At 44.4% G+C, this 15,790-nt stretch carries 13 protein-coding genes; 12 read left to right on the top strand and 1 reads right to left on the bottom strand.

The features are described 5' to 3' along the window. The first annotated feature begins 94 nt into the window (after positions 1-94). Positions 95-1,465: an MATE family efflux transporter gene (locus tag AC3CH3_RS07865; RefSeq protein WP_019823088.1), complete on the top strand. Its 1,371-nt coding sequence runs from the start codon at positions 95-97 to the stop codon at positions 1,463-1,465. Between the two features lie 91 nt (positions 1,466-1,556). Here AC3CH3_RS07865 and AC3CH3_RS07860 read toward each other — a convergent pair whose 3' ends face one another. Then, positions 1,557-2,399, bottom strand: a complete 843-nt coding sequence (locus AC3CH3_RS07860) for a DNA ligase (protein WP_488538140.1) — start codon at positions 2,397-2,399, stop codon at positions 1,557-1,559. 311 nt (positions 2,400-2,710) lie between these two features. On the opposite strand from AC3CH3_RS07860, the gene AC3CH3_RS07855 reads away from it, so the two are divergent. From AC3CH3_RS07855 to AC3CH3_RS07805, 11 genes are all read left to right on the top strand, one after another. Next, positions 2,711-3,040 (top strand): STAS domain-containing protein, encoded by a 330-nt coding sequence (locus AC3CH3_RS07855; protein WP_488538139.1) that lies wholly within the window; start codon positions 2,711-2,713, stop codon positions 3,038-3,040. Between the two features lie 62 nt (positions 3,041-3,102). Further along, positions 3,103-3,939 (top strand): OmpA family protein, encoded by an 837-nt coding sequence (locus AC3CH3_RS07850; RefSeq protein ID WP_488538138.1) that lies wholly within the window; start codon positions 3,103-3,105, stop codon positions 3,937-3,939. Further along, positions 3,936-6,035 (top strand): SLBB domain-containing protein, encoded by a 2,100-nt coding sequence (locus AC3CH3_RS07845; RefSeq protein WP_488538137.1) that lies wholly within the window; start codon positions 3,936-3,938, stop codon positions 6,033-6,035. The genes AC3CH3_RS07850 and AC3CH3_RS07845 overlap by 4 nt, the downstream gene beginning before the upstream one ends. After that, positions 6,035-6,724: a P-loop NTPase family protein gene (locus tag AC3CH3_RS07840; RefSeq protein ID WP_019823098.1), complete on the top strand. Its 690-nt coding sequence runs from the start codon at positions 6,035-6,037 to the stop codon at positions 6,722-6,724. Before AC3CH3_RS07845 ends, AC3CH3_RS07840 begins: the two co-directional genes overlap by 1 nt. Before the next feature lie 554 nt (positions 6,725-7,278). Continuing rightward, a complete protein-coding gene (locus AC3CH3_RS07835; protein WP_019823101.1) occupies positions 7,279-8,271 on the top strand; it encodes an ABC transporter substrate-binding protein in 993 nt (330 codons plus the stop codon). Positions 8,272-8,418: 147 nt separating this feature from the next. Next, positions 8,419-9,318 (top strand): ABC transporter permease, encoded by a 900-nt coding sequence (locus AC3CH3_RS07830; RefSeq protein WP_019823103.1) that lies wholly within the window; start codon positions 8,419-8,421, stop codon positions 9,316-9,318. Then, positions 9,311-10,543 (top strand): quaternary amine ABC transporter ATP-binding protein, encoded by a 1,233-nt coding sequence (locus AC3CH3_RS07825; RefSeq protein ID WP_488538136.1) that lies wholly within the window; start codon positions 9,311-9,313, stop codon positions 10,541-10,543. The genes AC3CH3_RS07830 and AC3CH3_RS07825 overlap by 8 nt, the downstream gene beginning before the upstream one ends. A 307-nt stretch (positions 10,544-10,850) precedes the next feature. Beyond that, positions 10,851-11,255, top strand: coding sequence for an Hpt domain-containing protein (locus AC3CH3_RS07820; protein ID WP_488538135.1), 405 nt, complete (start codon positions 10,851-10,853; stop codon positions 11,253-11,255). A 222-nt stretch (positions 11,256-11,477) separates the two neighbouring features. After that, positions 11,478-12,989, top strand: coding sequence for a sigma-54-dependent transcriptional regulator (locus AC3CH3_RS07815; RefSeq protein WP_488538134.1), 1,512 nt, complete (start codon positions 11,478-11,480; stop codon positions 12,987-12,989). After that, positions 12,970-14,076: a glycosyltransferase family 4 protein gene (locus tag AC3CH3_RS07810; protein WP_488538133.1), complete on the top strand. Its 1,107-nt coding sequence runs from the start codon at positions 12,970-12,972 to the stop codon at positions 14,074-14,076. The genes AC3CH3_RS07815 and AC3CH3_RS07810 overlap by 20 nt, the downstream gene beginning before the upstream one ends. A gap of 251 nt (positions 14,077-14,327) precedes the next feature. After that, a complete protein-coding gene (locus AC3CH3_RS07805) occupies positions 14,328-15,704 on the top strand; it encodes an O-antigen ligase family protein (protein WP_488538132.1) in 1,377 nt (458 codons plus the stop codon). The last annotated feature ends 86 nt before the right edge of the window (positions 15,705-15,790 follow it).

The raw sequence follows: 15,790 nt of genomic DNA, 5'->3' as shown, positions 1-15,790 counted from the left end.
GTCCAGTGGAAGCTTAAGATCATTGTCTCTGATTCCCTCAGAATGTCCTTTCCTACACTATTATTCTAATTTTCCCTCTTATTTGGAGTTGTTTGTGCATCGTTACAAAGAAGAATCCTCGAATCTAATCAAACTTGCGACCCCAGTATTGATCGCATCTGTTGCACAAACTGGAATGGGTTTTGTTGATACCGTAATGGCCGGTGGCGTAAGTGCTATCGATATGGCGGCGGTTTCGATTGCAGCAAGTATCTGGCTACCATCAATCTTATTTGGTGTCGGTCTATTGATGGCGTTGGTTCCTGTCGTTGCACAGCTGAATGGTTCTGGTCGACAAGTCAAAATTCCATTTGAGATTCAACAAGGTGCGTTTTTAGCTCTCGTCATTTCCCTACCAATCATTGGCGTACTGTTCCAGACACAATTGATATTGGAGTGGATGGACATTGAACAACTCATGGCGGAAAAGACCATCGGCTATATGAATGCGGTGATGTTTGCTGTACCTGCGTTTTTGTTGTTCCAAACATTGCGAAGCTTTACCGATGGTATGTCTTTAACTAAGCCTGCGATGGTGATTGGTTTTATTGGCTTGCTATTAAACATCCCGCTGAACTGGATGTTCGTATACGGAAAACTTGGTGCTCCTGCTCTGGGTGGTGTTGGCTGTGGCGTGGCAACGGCTATCGTATATTGGGTGATGTTTGCTCTGCTGTTCGCTTACGTTTTAACATCAAAGCGTTTGGCGAAAATCAACATCTTCGGTACGTTCCATAAACCGCAACTTAAAGCTCAAATTCGTCTGTTTAGACTTGGGTTCCCTGTGGCGGCCGCTATCTTCTTCGAGGTAACTCTGTTTGCGGTGGTTTCTCTGTTAGTTGCACCATTGGGTTCATTGATTGTTGCCGCGCACCAAGTCGCGATCAACTTCTCTTCGCTAGTCTTCATGATTCCAATGAGTATCGGTGCAGCCGTGAGTATTCGTGTTGGCCATAAGTTGGGCGAAAACAACACCGAAGGTGCGAAGATCGCGACACACGTGGGTATCATTGTTGGTTTAGTTACAGCCCTTATGACAGCGGCGTTAACGATTCTGTTTAGAGAACAGGTTGCATTACTTTACACAGAGAACACGGCAGTAATTACGGTTGCAATGCAGTTGCTGTTGTTCGCGGCGGTTTATCAATGTACTGACGCCATCCAAGTTATCGCGGCAGGTGCTCTGCGTGGCTACAAAGACATGCGTTCAATCTTCAACATTACCTTCGTTGCTTATTGGTTACTTGGTCTGCCTATCGGCTACATCTTAGGTATGAAAGATTGGATTGTCGAACCTATGGGCGCGCACGGCTTCTGGATTGGTTTTATTGTTGGTCTAACATCAGCAGCGATAATGCTGGGTATGCGCCTACACTGGATGCACAAGCAGGACGATGAAGTTCAATTAGAATTTAGTTCTCGTTAGGCTCGTATTTACTAAATCAATATTCAATACAAAAAGAGCTCTGATTTTCAGGGCTCTTTTTCATTTACTGGTCAGCTAGATAACATACGCCCTAATACTCACTCTTTTCTCGAACAAAACGCGCAAACTTGGGCTTTCCGTTTTGCGTAAAGCCGTTATACCGGAAGGTGATTTGACTGCCAATTTCAGGCGGTGCAAGTCTCATCTGGTCACTGAACCCGCTTCCAATATAAAATTCAACACCCTCTTCTGTGTGAACCAAAATCGACCCCATCATCCCTTTATACTTCCCTGTTCCACCTTTGTAACCAATAACCGTGGCTTCCGCATCGTGATGCCTTTTAAGCTTTAAAAGGTCATTACTTCGGCCTGCTTGATAGCGACTGGTGATCTTACGAAGCATCAAACCTTCACCATTACTCTCATCGACATTATCGAGTTGATGGAAAAGAGCTTCTTCATTGTGAATCGGTACATGTTCGATGTAGCTGACATGAGGTTCTCCAATCGTGCTTACCCAATGCAAGATGTTGTAATAGCGCTTTTGATAATCACCAGCTGCCCCTGGCATATCAAACAACATGAAATCTATTTGGCGCCACGCTACGTCACTAGGCGTATGATCAAGGACGGTAGATTGGACTAAATGGAACTTACCTCTTCCTGCCCACAACTCCCCTTCGAGATGTACCTTAGGCAAGTTTTTTGTAAACCACTTCGGTGAGTAAATGCGATTCCCGTTTCGAGTATAAAGGTGTTGTCCGTCCCAAAGAGCCCGAATCCCATCAAGCTTTTCACTCTTCCAGTATTCAGAAACATCAATGCCTTGTTGGTATGTATTGGCGAGTACCAAATGGTCGGGAGGCAAATAGGATGAATGAGAAGAAAGCGAACACGCCCATAGAGTGGCTAAAGCCAATTTGGTTAATCTCATCATCTGCTCCGTATTAATATCTGTAGTGGTCAACAAATGCCTTTAATCCTAAGCGCTCTAACACGCAGTTAGACAATCTTTGCCAGGAGATGCGATCCACTCATCAACCTTATCTAACCTTTTCATTTATTCATTAAATTAATGACTTATAACTCTCATATATTCCGCCGTTTTTAGTTCTCATATTGAGAAACGTCTTTTCTCAATATGAGATAGGAATTCGCACTAAACATAACTCATTGAAAAATAACAACATAAAAGTTGGCACATTCAGTGCAATTGTCCATACATACTTAAAAGGAGATATCGCTATGGAACTACGTAAGATTGATTTAAACACAACGACACTGACACTTTCTATTTTCGGTGATCTGGATGCAGCAGGCAGTCGTTATGCACAAACCGACATCGATGATGTGATTTCTAACGATGGTCACCCTGAAATCGAAGTTGATTTTAGCCAGGTCGAGTTTTTAGATTCATCTGGTGTTGGCGCGATTGTTTATATGTTCAAACGTCTGACTGAGCGCGAACGCAACATGCGACTTGAAAATGTGACTGGTCAGCCTCTTGAAATTATGAACCTACTACGTATTGGCCACGCTATCCCAGTAAATTCAAAAAATCCTGCAAATTCATGAAGACCCACTAAGCTAGAAGTAACAAAAAATAATAAGAAAAATTAGAAACATAGGACGTTGGCATGAAAATACTGAAAAACTACATAGCCCTTTCTCTGTCCGCTTTCGTTCTGGGTGGCTGTACTAGCTATCCTGAACAACGCACAGGGGGTTTGGCTGAAAGTTACGATTCTATTAACTATCAAAACTCAGACTTCTCTCCTGTCATGCCAGACGAGCCTCTTGGTCCAGAACATGGATTACGCTTTGATTGGCAGCTCGCTAAATTGCACCTTGATGCTTTGATCCAAGAAGGTGCTCGTTGGTGTTTCCCAGCTGCTGTTGTTCAAGCAATCGAAAAGCAAAATCGTATTGCTCGTGAACTTCAAGGTGGTCTACTATTGGATGCAGCCAACGACTTAGTCATCCAAAGAAAACGCCTAAACGAGCTTGAAGTCCAACTGGATTACGTAACCTCTCAAGCCCGCTGTGAGCCACCAAAAAATGAAACCCAATTTAGAATGCAACTGTCGGTTATCGAACAGTTGTATGACCTGCTTAATGTTGACAACCAATTCGCGGAAGATTCGATTGAAGTAAACCCGAAGTATATGGGAAGACTTGCGGAAGCAACCAGTTTACTGAAAGAACACAAATCTCTAGACCTTGTGGTTACCGGTCATGCGGATGCGACAGGTACCGAAGAATACAACGATAAGTTAGCACTTGGACGAGCGAAACAAGTCGAACGCTACCTGACTATATTTGGCCTAGGCGCTCAACGAATCAAAGCAGTCTCTGTTGGCGAAACCGTCCCTCTTTTTGAAGGCGAATCTGACGGCACACGTTTAACTAACCGCCGAGTAAGTATCGAAGTTATCTCGCCTAAGAATGCCGAGAAAATGGGAGGTGGATTATGAAATTATTGATCGCTTTTATCATGACCCTATCGTTAAGCTTTACGAGTGTCGTCAATGCGAGCGAAGAGTTTTCAGACGCGGTGCAAGTCGGTGACCTTATCCAAGTTAACGTACCCGGTGAAAGCACCTTAAACACTGGTTTCCAGGTGGATAAGCGTGGACGTATTACCCTTCCTGAAGTAGGCGCTGTGTTTGTTGCAGGTTACGACAGCGAACAGCTTAACAAAGTCGTTCTAGAGTCGCTGGCAACCGCTTATAAAGATCTTTCGAACGCTTCAGTGTATGTAAAAGAGCAGCAAATCATTATCTATGTGCAAGGTTATGTAGAACAGCCTGGCGAATACACTCTCGCATTAGGTTCTAGCATCCAAATGGCACTTTACGCTGCGGGTGGTTTACGCCCGGGCGCGCAACTGGACAAGCTTATTCTTAAGCGAGGCGCGGATAAGAAAGAGTTTAACTACAAACGATTCCTTGATTCAGGAGACGAGTCAACATTACCTACTCTGCAATCACTGGATTCACTGTTCGTTCCAGCTTCTCCATTAGTCGGTAACATTGAACAAGAGTTCGACGCAGCAAAGCTTGCTAACTCAGGTGACAGTGCAGATTCTCGTAACTCCATCAAAGTGTTTGGTGAGGTGAACGCGCCGGGTTCGTTCACTTACAAAGAGAACACCGACCTTGTCGACGTACTTATGCGTTCGGGCGGCGTAACTCGTTATGCCAGTGTTGAGCAAATCCGAGTGATTTCGAACAACACCCCAACGCTATTCAACCTAAAACGTTACTTAGATTCTGGTGACGAAAGTCTGCTTCCAATTTTACGTCCGGGTGCGACCATTTTCGTTCCCAAGCAAGAAGAAGAGATCAAATCCGGCGCCAACATGGTTTACGTGATGGGCGAAGTCGCAGCCCCTGGTGCTTTTGAAGGCAAAAGAGACGCGACCTTTATGGATATCTTGGCTAATGCGGGCGGCCCAACTCGATTTGCAGAGTCACGACAAATCCGTGTCATCAAAGCAGATGGCAGAGTGCTTAAATTCGATTTAGCGGCTTACACTGAAGGCTTACCCAACTCTAACCCTCCTAGCATCAAAGCTGGTGACGCGATTTTCGTTCCCGAGAAAACCGACATGAACGAGAAGTCTTGGCTGAAAATCACGCCAGACAGAGCAGTTAACGTGATTGGTGAGGTCAATCGACCTGGTCGTATTGAGTGGTCAGATGAAATGAACTTCATGGGGCTATTGGCACACGTCGGCGGCCCTACGCTACGCGCAGACACATCGAAAATCGAGGTTGTCACTGGTAGAAAGCTAGTTGTGTTTAACCTTGATGATTTTATTCGAAATGGTGCGCCACGTGACCAGATGCCACAAATTCGAGCGGGTTCTATCGTGCGCGTTCACGACTTGCCACAAGATCCTTCAGACAATAAATCACAATGGGTTCGTCAAAGCTCTGATGCTTCGATCTACATCTTTGGACAAGTGAATGCGCCTGGTCGTTACCGCTTCACCAAAGACATGCACTTCCTTGACATCTTGTCAGCGGCTGATGGCCCAACAAAGGATGCCGACATCCACAATGTTCGAGTAACGCATCGTGACAAAACCTATTCGCAAGTAAGCAAACTTAACTTATCACTGTACTTCGAAACCGGTGACGAATCGTTACTGCCAAACGTAACCACTGGCGACACGATTTACATCCCAGAGAAAGGCAAAAACTGGTTAGATACACCGAAAGAAGAAACCGTTCGTGTGCTTGGTGCGATTAACAACCCAGGGCGTTATGTATTCAACGACAACATGACCATTCTAGATATTCTGGCAGAAGCTGCAGGCCCTACCGACAATGCTTACGTAGAGAAAATTACCATCGTCAATATGTCTTGTTGCCAAGGTCAGGCTCGTACTTTTGACCTTGTTGAATTCAGCAAAACGGCGAACATTTACAACCTGCCGGTGCTGCGCGCCGGTGACACGATTTACATTCCAGACCGTCGCGAAAGTTTTATTGAGAAAGCACGTGTCGGACTTGATGACATACTGCGTATCACCACGACCATCGTATTAATAGGAGCTTTATAATGACTATTTCAGCGACCCATGCCGAAGTCGAGCAACTGTATTTAGCTTCTGAACTTAACGGCCAAAAATCAATATGCGTCACCGCCTGCCATTCAGGTGACGGCGTAACATCTATTGCAACCGCATTAGCCGAGCGTTTTCTTCTTGCGGGTCATTCTACGCTTTATGTTGATCTCAACTTATTCAACCCTGCTTTCAAAGATTTGAATATGCTAGAAGATAATCAGCAAGGTCAATTGATTGAACATGTTGAATCTCAGCGTACATTTATCGGTGTCCCTGCTCCACAAGTTGCTTCAACGCAATTGGCTTATAAAGATCCGACAACGTTACAAAAAGTGGTCAACAAATGGTTAGAGAAATACGACAGAGTCATCATTGATACCTCACCGCTTCTCAACATAAACAAAGGAAACATTCCAGCGCAGTCTGTGGCGAGTGCTTGTGAAAGCACACTAATGGTTGTCGCCTATGGTGAAACGTCGAGTCACCACCTAGAACAAGCGAAAAAGCTGCTTGATGCACAAAGTATCAATCTAATGGGCTGCGTGATGAACATGAAACAAAAGCCTAGCTTTGCACAAGAGTTGGTCAGACAAATCAATCGAATGAAATTCATCCCCGCTAAGTTTCGCGATAGCTTGGCAAAAAAGCTGTATCAAAATGAGTTTTTGAACCTTCCGATGTAACTTTCTTTTGCTACTTTCTGGCTGTCATTAAACCATGACAGCCACCTATCCTATTAGACTTCAAGCTCCAACAGTTCTGAATAAATAAAAACCAAATTGAGTGTTTTTGGCGAAAATATGACTAAAAATACGATTTTAAAAACTATTCAACGCATTTCACGCACGCAAGTTGTGGTCTTACCACCTTTAAACTCATCCAAAAATCAACAGCCCCACACCTAACTTTAGCGGTAATGTGACACAGGCGGTTAAAGTGCCATGTAAATCGCATCAAAGATGGAATTCGTACGATTATTCCCTAAGATTATAAATAGAGGTGGTTTTTGACGAATTTGTAATAGTTTGACAAAGTTATCCGATGGCTGTTGAAACACAGTGGATGAATTGGCAAATCACACTTCGCTGACTTTGCACGTTCATCTATTCAAACTTCACCCATCCCTCCTTCTGCTCAAATGGTTCAAATACACGGAAAGGATCACCATCGAGCAATTTAGATAATCAATTTACCTTGGTTACCTTAGTTGTATTATTAAAGAGAAAGGAAACTCAATATGAAATACAAGTTAAGCTCCGTATTTTTGTTAGTAGCAGCAGCCAGCGGTAATGCTAACGCTGGAGAATGTGGCAGCGTAACAATCGCAGATATGAACTGGAACTCTGCAACACTGATCGCCAATATCGACCAATTCATCCTTGAACATGGTTATGGGTGTGATGCTGAACTTATCCCTGGCGACACTATGCCAACAGGCACGTCTATGATCGAAAAAGGCCAGCCTGATGTTGCACCTGAACTTTGGAGCAACAGCTTAAAAGACGCATTAGATAAAGGTGTTGAAGAAAAACGTCTTCGCTACGCAGGTAAAGCACTTGTGAACGGCGGCGAAGAAGGCTTTTGGGTTCCGGCTTACCTAGTTAAACAGTACCCTGAAATGGCAACCATCGAAGGCGTACGCAAGAACGCTAGCTTATTCAAACACCCTGAAGACCCAGATACATCTGCATTCTACAGCTGCCCTGCAGGCTGGAACTGTCAGATCAGCGCCGGAAACCTGTTTAATGCTCTTGAGCTAGAAAACAGTGGTTTCACGATTGTTGATCCAGGCTCGAGTGCCGGCTTATCTGGCTCTATCGCAAAAGCTTATGAACGTGAAGAGGCTTGGTTTGGTTACTATTGGGCACCAACCGCTGTGCTAGGTAAATATGACATGGTTAAAGTCGACTTTGGCAGTGGCGTTAATGAGGAAGAGTTCCTTAACTGTACCACCAAAGAAGATTGTGAATCGCCAAAAGCGACCATGTACCCGCCTTCACCTGTTCACACGATCACCACTGAAAGTTTTGCGTCACGAGCTCCTGAAGCGTACGACTACTTTACTAAACGTGGTTTCACAAACGACAAAATGAACTCGCTACTTGCTTGGATGGAAGACAACCAAGCTGATGGCGAAGAAGCGAGTCTGCATTTCTTAAGTGAATTCCCAGAAGTATGGCACCCATGGGTTTCTCAAGAAGTGGCTAAGAAAGTTGAAGCAGAGCTGTAAGAGCTTGGTTTAATAACAAGTAATTACGCTTCAACAATAAAACAGAAATAACGTCGCTATACTTGATGTTATTCATGATTCGGAGCCCTTTTCATTAGCGATTTTCTTATCGCATGGACAAGTGGCTCCGAACTATAAGGATATAAAATGGCTGACAGCAATTGGTTATCAAGCTTTCCAGAGATGGAACGCGGTGATTTACGAACCATAAAAAAGACGCTAGATGGCGCATATCGTGAATTTTCCCGTGAATACGGCGAAATGATTGAATCTCTCTTTGACCCTCTTCTTTCATTCCTCGTTTGGTTTGAAAAACTCCTTATCTCAACACCTTGGATTATAGTCCTGGCTGTGTGTACCAGCCTTGTTTACGCAGCAAGCCGTTCTTGGAAACTGGCTTTAGGCTGTGTGGTTTCACTCCTTCTCATTGGTTACTTTGGAATGTGGGAAGACACCATGCGGACGCTCAGTATCATCACTGTGTGTACCTTGGTATCGATATTCTTAGGCATTCCGATTGGTATTGCTATGGCTCGTTCAAATCGGGCTCAATCTATCGTTACGCCGATGCTCGATATCATGCAAACCATGCCTGCATTCGTTTACCTGATTCCTGTTGTGATGCTACTCGGCATCGGTAAGATTCCAGGGCTAATCGCCGTGGTTATCTACGCGATTCCACCTGTGATTCGTTTAACTAACCTAGGCATACGCCTAGTCGACAAAGAAGTCCTTGAAGCCGCTACCGCATTTGGTGCGAGCAAAAAGCAACGCTTATGGGGTGTTCAACTTCCTCTAGCAATGCCAACGATTATGGCGGGTATCAACCAAACCATCATGATGGCGCTGTCTATGGTTGTTATCGCATCCATGATTGGTGTTAAAGGCCTAGGACAACCGGTTCTCAAATCGATTACTAACCAGTACTTCACATTAGGCTTGATGAATGGTTTCGCCATCGTTGCCCTCGCAATCCTTTTTGACCGCGCTTCACAAGCGTACGCAAGAAGAACTAATGCGCATTTAGGAGGATTCAAGCATGACTAAACCATTGATTGAAATTAGTGGTCTATACAAGGTGTTTGGACCGAAACCAATGTCTGTTATGAACAGAGTTCAAAACGGCGAACACAAAGATCAGATTCTTGCGGATACGGGTCATACCGTTGGTTTGAAAGAGATTAACCTTGAGATTAACCGTGGCGAAATCTTTGTAATTATGGGGCTTTCTGGCTCGGGTAAATCGACGCTGATTCGCCACTTCAACCGTTTGATTGACCCGACTCAAGGTAAAATCATGGTTGAAGGCATTGATGTAATGAGCCTCAACACTAAAGAGTTAGAAGAGTTCCGTCGTCATAAAATGTCGATGGTATTCCAGCGCTTTGGTTTAATGCCTCATCGCACTGTGGTTGAAAACGTTGCGTATGGGTTGGAAGTACAAGGCATCAAAAAAGAAGACCGTTTAGCGAAAGCCAACGAATGGTTAGAAACGGTGGGCTTAAAAGGTTACGGCAAGCAATACCCAGCGCAACTTTCAGGTGGTCAGCAACAACGTGTTGGCCTTTCTCGCGCTTTATGTACTAACGCTGAAATCTTATTAATGGATGAAGCCTTTTCGGCACTCGATCCTTTGATCCGAAGCGAAATGCAAGACCAGCTTATCGAACTTCAAGAGAAGCTTCATAAGACGATTGTTTTCATCACTCATGATCTGGACGAAGCACTCCGTCTCGGCGATCGAATCGCAATTTTGAAAGATGGCGAGTTGGTACAACAAGGCACACCACATGAGATTCTGCTGAATCCAGCCGATGACTATGTAGAGGCGTTCGTTAAAGACGTAAACCGTGCTCGTGCATTGACGGTTGAAACGGTTATGCAGCCTCCTCTCTATCGAATCACTTCAGAAACGATTGAAGGTGCTCTGGCACAAATGAAGATGCTGAAAAACGATTACGCTTATCACGTAACGGATGACGGCTATCAAGGCCTAGTCACACAAGAGAGCCTACAAGACGCCGTTGAAGATGCCTCTGTTCATGACTTCAGTGATGAGATTTACGAAGAGGTTCCTGCTGTTTTACCTGATGCGGTCATTGAAGAAGTTCTACCAGACACCATGTCTTGTGACTACTCCCTTCCAGTTGTCGACGAAGATGGAAATCTGAAGGGTGAATTAGAGAGAAGCGCCGTTGCTGATATATTCTCTGAAAGTAGCGAGGAAGAAATAGAAGCTGACCCAAAGCCAAAGATTGATAAAGCTTCGTAGCCTAAACTACTTAACCCCCTCCAAGACCACTGTTGTTAATTCACTGCAGTGGTCTTTTTATTTGTATCGGCCTCGTTTTCTCCTGATCTCTACCCGCCCCTTACGTTTATAGGCACCTAAGTTTATATTTCATAAGTAAAAACAAAATTAAATCAGTCCGTTAGGTTTGTCACAAACCCAGTAGCAATATGAATGAGATGGTAATTAATTGCTCTGTTTATACGGCAAGCAGTTGAAATTATTCTAGAAAATGACTAGAACTTAATAGTACTCACGGATATTAGGCTCAATAGAAGGACTTAGTTTGATGAATTCCACTTTAGCGTCAGACACAGCTGCACATCTAAACTCACAAGAAGTTAGCGAGCTTGTTGATGAAAGCGTTCTAGAGCAAATGATTCGAGATACAAGTGCGGATATTATCCCGATCTTGATCGACCATTACGTCGAAGAATCACAAACACGCTTGGTCGCCATAAAAGAGGCTGTCGCTCAGAAAGACGCTCAAACACTTGAGTTCGAGATCCACACTCTTGGCAGCACCTCGCTCTCATTAGGTAATCGCCCCTTGGGTGAGTTAGCTCGCGCTCTAGAGAAGCAATGTTTAGAACATAATCATGATGCGGCATTTCGACAAGTTGACGAATTACTAGAACTCGCAGATCGTTCAATCAAAGCCTTACTTGAAAGAAAAGAGGCTGGTTTCAGTTAACTTTGGATGTTCATCATAAGTATCAGACAAAAACTCAACATAGTCGTTATCAATATAGTCACCATTAACATGTACTCCGGCGTGACCAACAACGCGAGAAGTACATCTATAGTTTGTTAAGACATTGCATGCGGTAGATAACAAATAAACAAGACTCGTATTGATGGATGCATACCACTATGTTATTGATTGGTTAGGATAAAGTTTCAAAAGGAATACACAATGCGCCCTAAGGTATTGTTAGTTGAAGACTCCACCTCACTCGCCGTACTCTACAAGCAGTACGTAAAAGACGAACCCTACGATATTTTCCACGTCGAAACCGGCGCAGAAGCTAAGATCTTCATTGAAAGGCACTCTCCACAGCTTGTTGTTCTCGATCTTAAGTTGCCCGACATGCCAGGTGAAGAAGTACTAGATTGGATTAGCGAAAATGAAATACCGACCGCCGTCATTATCGCGACAGCACATGGCTCAGTTAATATTGCTGTAGACCTTATCCAACGCGGTGCGGAAGATTTCTTGGAAAAGCCAATTCAAGCCGATCGACTTAAGACCTCTGTTCGCTTGCATTTGAAACGAGCTAAGCTAGAGAACCTCGTTGATGACATGCAAAGCAAGTTTGATCGTGACCGCTTTCATAATTTCATTGGCTCTTGCCTACCCATGCAGGCTGTCTACAAGATCATTGATTCGGTGGCGCCAACCACCGCTAGCGTGTTTATTAACGGCGAAAGTGGTACGGGTAAAGAAGTGTGCGCGGAGGCTATTCATCAGGAGAGTCAGCGTAACGGCAAGCCCTTCGTTGCCATTAACTGTGGCGCTATCCCTCGAGACCTAATGGAGAGTGAAATCTTCGGTCACGTCAAAGGTGCGTTTACCGGTGCGACAACCGACCGTAAAGGCGCGGCGATGCAAGCGCATGGTGGCACCCTATTTCTCGATGAGCTTTGCGAAATGGAACTGGAGATGCAAAAGAAGCTCCTACGATTTCTGCAAACAGGTACGTTTACTCCACTCGGTGGTAATCGCGAGATTAAAGTAGATGTCAGAATTATCTGTGCGACCAACCGCGACCCACTGGTTGAGGTCGAAGAAGGACGTTTTAGAGAAGACCTTTACTATCGTGTTCACGTTGTGCCTATCGAGATGCCACCACTTCGTGAACGAGGAAGTGACATTGTGACTTTGGCTAATCACTTTTTGAAATTGTATGCGAAGCAAGACAAGAAGAAGTTCAAATCCATAGACAAAGAAACGCAGAATCTACTTAAACGTTATGTGTGGCCAGGCAATGTGCGTCAGTTGCAAAACATCATCCGTAACATCGTGGTGTTGAACAATGAAACGAGCGTGACTAAAGACATGTTACCGCCTCCGATTAATAAAGTAGATGCCGCTCCATCATCTAAATCAGTGACACCAATTCGAGTAACTGCACCTCAATCTGCAGTTGTTGAAGCACCAGAAGCTAAGTTGCCACCGATTACTCCGGAAGAGTTGGAACAATCGTCAGTTGCTCAAGCTCACAACGAGCCGATGACGCCTGCATTTACCACAAGCGAAGGTGCTATTCGTCCAATGTGGCAAATAGAACGTGAAGCCATTCAACATGCCATCAATCATTGCGATGGGAATGTGTTAAACGCTGCTGTGCTGTTAGAACTTAGCCCTTCTACTGTTTATCGTAAGAAACAGGCTTGGGAATCGGAAGATGAGTACAATCAAGCCTAACCAAGGTGTACTCGACATAAACCTTCATGAGATTTGGCTGTTGATCGACAGCCAAACTTTTGGAGGCATAGAAACGCATGTTTTAGAATTAGCACAAGGCCTGATATCTGAAAGCGCTCAGTACTCAGAGGCTGTTCGCGTCGTTCTTTTAACTAAATTTAGTCCTGAAGCGATCATCGTTGAAAAGTTGAATGCGCTGAACATCCCTTTTAGTTACCTCTCCGATTTAGCCTCATGTTCTGCAGATTCAAATGGCAATAGCGCGACACTGCTTAAACGTGCCGTTCAACATTATCAGCCAAGGCTTATCCATGCTCATGGTTACAAAGCCAGTTTGGTCAGTAAGTTAATCAAGCTCCCACCTCGTTTCAACAACACAAAGCAAATCACCACTTATCACGCTGGTGAAACCCCAACAGGCAAAGTGTGGCTTTATGACTGGCTAGACCGTTACAGCAGTTTTCTTTCTGATCAGTCGCTCGTGGTCAGTGAGAAGATTAAAGCGAAAGTGCCGAGTAAAACCTATCAATTGAATAACTTTGTTAAAGTCCCAACTGGGTTAACAAACTCCTGTTCATCTAGCCCATTCCATGTTGGTTTTGTGGGGCGATTGAGCCATGAGAAAGCGCCTGATCGATTTGTTGCATTAGCCAAACAGTTTCCTGATGTTCGGTTTGAGCTTTTTGGTGACGGACCAGAAATGGACGTCTTAGTTAAATCGCAGCCTGATAATGTGACCTTTCATGGGCATCAGACCAATATGGATGACGTCTGGAGCCAAATCGATCTGTTAATCATCCCTTCTCGCTTCGAAGGCTTACCTATGGCGGCATTAGAAGCCATGATTCGCGGCATTCCCGTCCTTGCCACCTCGGTTGGTAACTTGCCTCAACTCATCGATCATCAAGTTAATGGCTACCTCGCCAATTCAGAGGCCGAGCTAGAACAGTTTTTATCTTTGTGGATGTCATTGACGAGCGAGCAACGTGACTCTCTCAAGAGTAACGCGATAGAAACCGTGAAAAACCAATACTCACCACAAGCTGTTGTCCCGCAGTTATTGGAAATCTATCAACTCGACCGTTAATTCTAGCCTTAGTTGATAACTGGTTATTTGAGCTTGATGATTTAAGTGCTTTAGTCAGTTTTATACTGATTCTCAAAATGATAAAACTCACCTCAAGGCTACGCCCTCACTTAATAATCCAACATTAAATCAGTCAGTTAAACAAAATTCATAACTGGCACTCACTTTGCAATCTTTAACATCAGGCGTAACTGCGTCTTAAAAGATTACGAGCCGAGTCATGAAGAGTTTATTTGCCAATAGAGGTCACAATGGTCAACCCTGAAGCCAATAGATTGCCAGTCATCATCACGATCAGCACCTTGTGTGTTGGGCTTGGTGTTGTTTGGTACTTTGTGCCTCATCCCGTTGTCATTGTGGCGCTCGCTCTTGTGCCATTAGCCGGCTTATTCGTGTTAAACAAGACATTCTGGTTAGTTCTATTGTTCGTTGTCTTTTCATTTTTCCGAATTCACGAAGTCATACCTCAGCTCTATTCGTTAAAAATACCGTTGATGCTTTCATTAGGCGCTCTGTCGGCTCTTCTCTGGCATGCATTAATCAGTAAAGAACTTAAAATCTTCTGGCACCCTTGTTTAAACTGGCTCGCCATATTCTGGGTGCTGGTTTTCATTGGTATTATCTTCGCGTCCAACAGGCCCATAGCACTGGCAGAATTCAAAGGCGTTTATTGGAAAATCATAGTGATGACGCTTGCGATTACTTGGCTAGTAAATACCACGGAAAATCTCGCAAAAACCGCGATGACGATTATCTACGCTGGCGCTTTAGTCAGCTCTATTGCCGTGTACAACTCAGTAAATGGTATTGGGCTTGTCGAGGGCTCACGCGTGACTATTGGCCGCGATTTTGGCTCTATGTTAGGCGACCCGAACGACCTAGCGTTGGTTCTGATGTTCCCACTGGCTTTTACGATAAGCCAAGCCACTACGTCTGGCATCTCATGGTCCAAACGTTTAATCAGTGCCTTAGTTTGTCTGTTACTGCTCGCCGCCATTATTGCCACTCAAAGCCGTGGCGGACTACTGGGTTGTATTGCCGTGATTGGTATTTTTGCGTGGAAGCTAGTGCGCTCTAAAGTCCTGTTAATCTCGGTAGGATCTGTCGCGGCCGTGGTGCTCTATTTAGTTGCTGGTATCTCAGACAGATCTTCTGGTGGTGCAGCTGAACAAGGTATCGATGAATCTGCAATGGGTCGAATCTATGCTTGGGAAGCGGCAGTAAAAATGGCAGTTGAAAATCCACTGACTGGTGTGGGGTTGAACAACTTCTTCTCGAACTACTTCTTTTATAGTTCGCACTGGGACGGACTGAATCACGCCGTTCACAGTACTTGGTTTGGTGTGTTAGCAGAAACAGGCTTTATTGGTCTGATCATTTTTGTCTGCCTTATCGTTTCTTTGATCAAAACCTCTCGCTCTACGCTAGCAAGATTAAAAAACTCGACCACAGAAATCGCACCCGAGCTTAATGCGGTCGCCTATGCGATCTATGCAGGTCTGATTGGCACAATCGTGTCGGGGACATTTTTGACTCAAGGCTTCAACTGGCCGATTTATATCCTCGCAGCACTCACAGTTTGCGTCTCAAACGTATCTCAAACTGCCTGTCAAAATGAGAAAACCTAAAAGCTATATTTTAACTCATTGAAAATATTATATTTATTAAATGGCACAGTATATGAAAGTACTTCTATATAACAAAACAGAGGATT

This window comes from Vibrio sp. QJM3NY_35, assembly GCF_057785915.1.
Note: the sequence above shows the minus strand (reverse complement) of the source record. Positions and strands in the feature narration are given on the sequence as shown.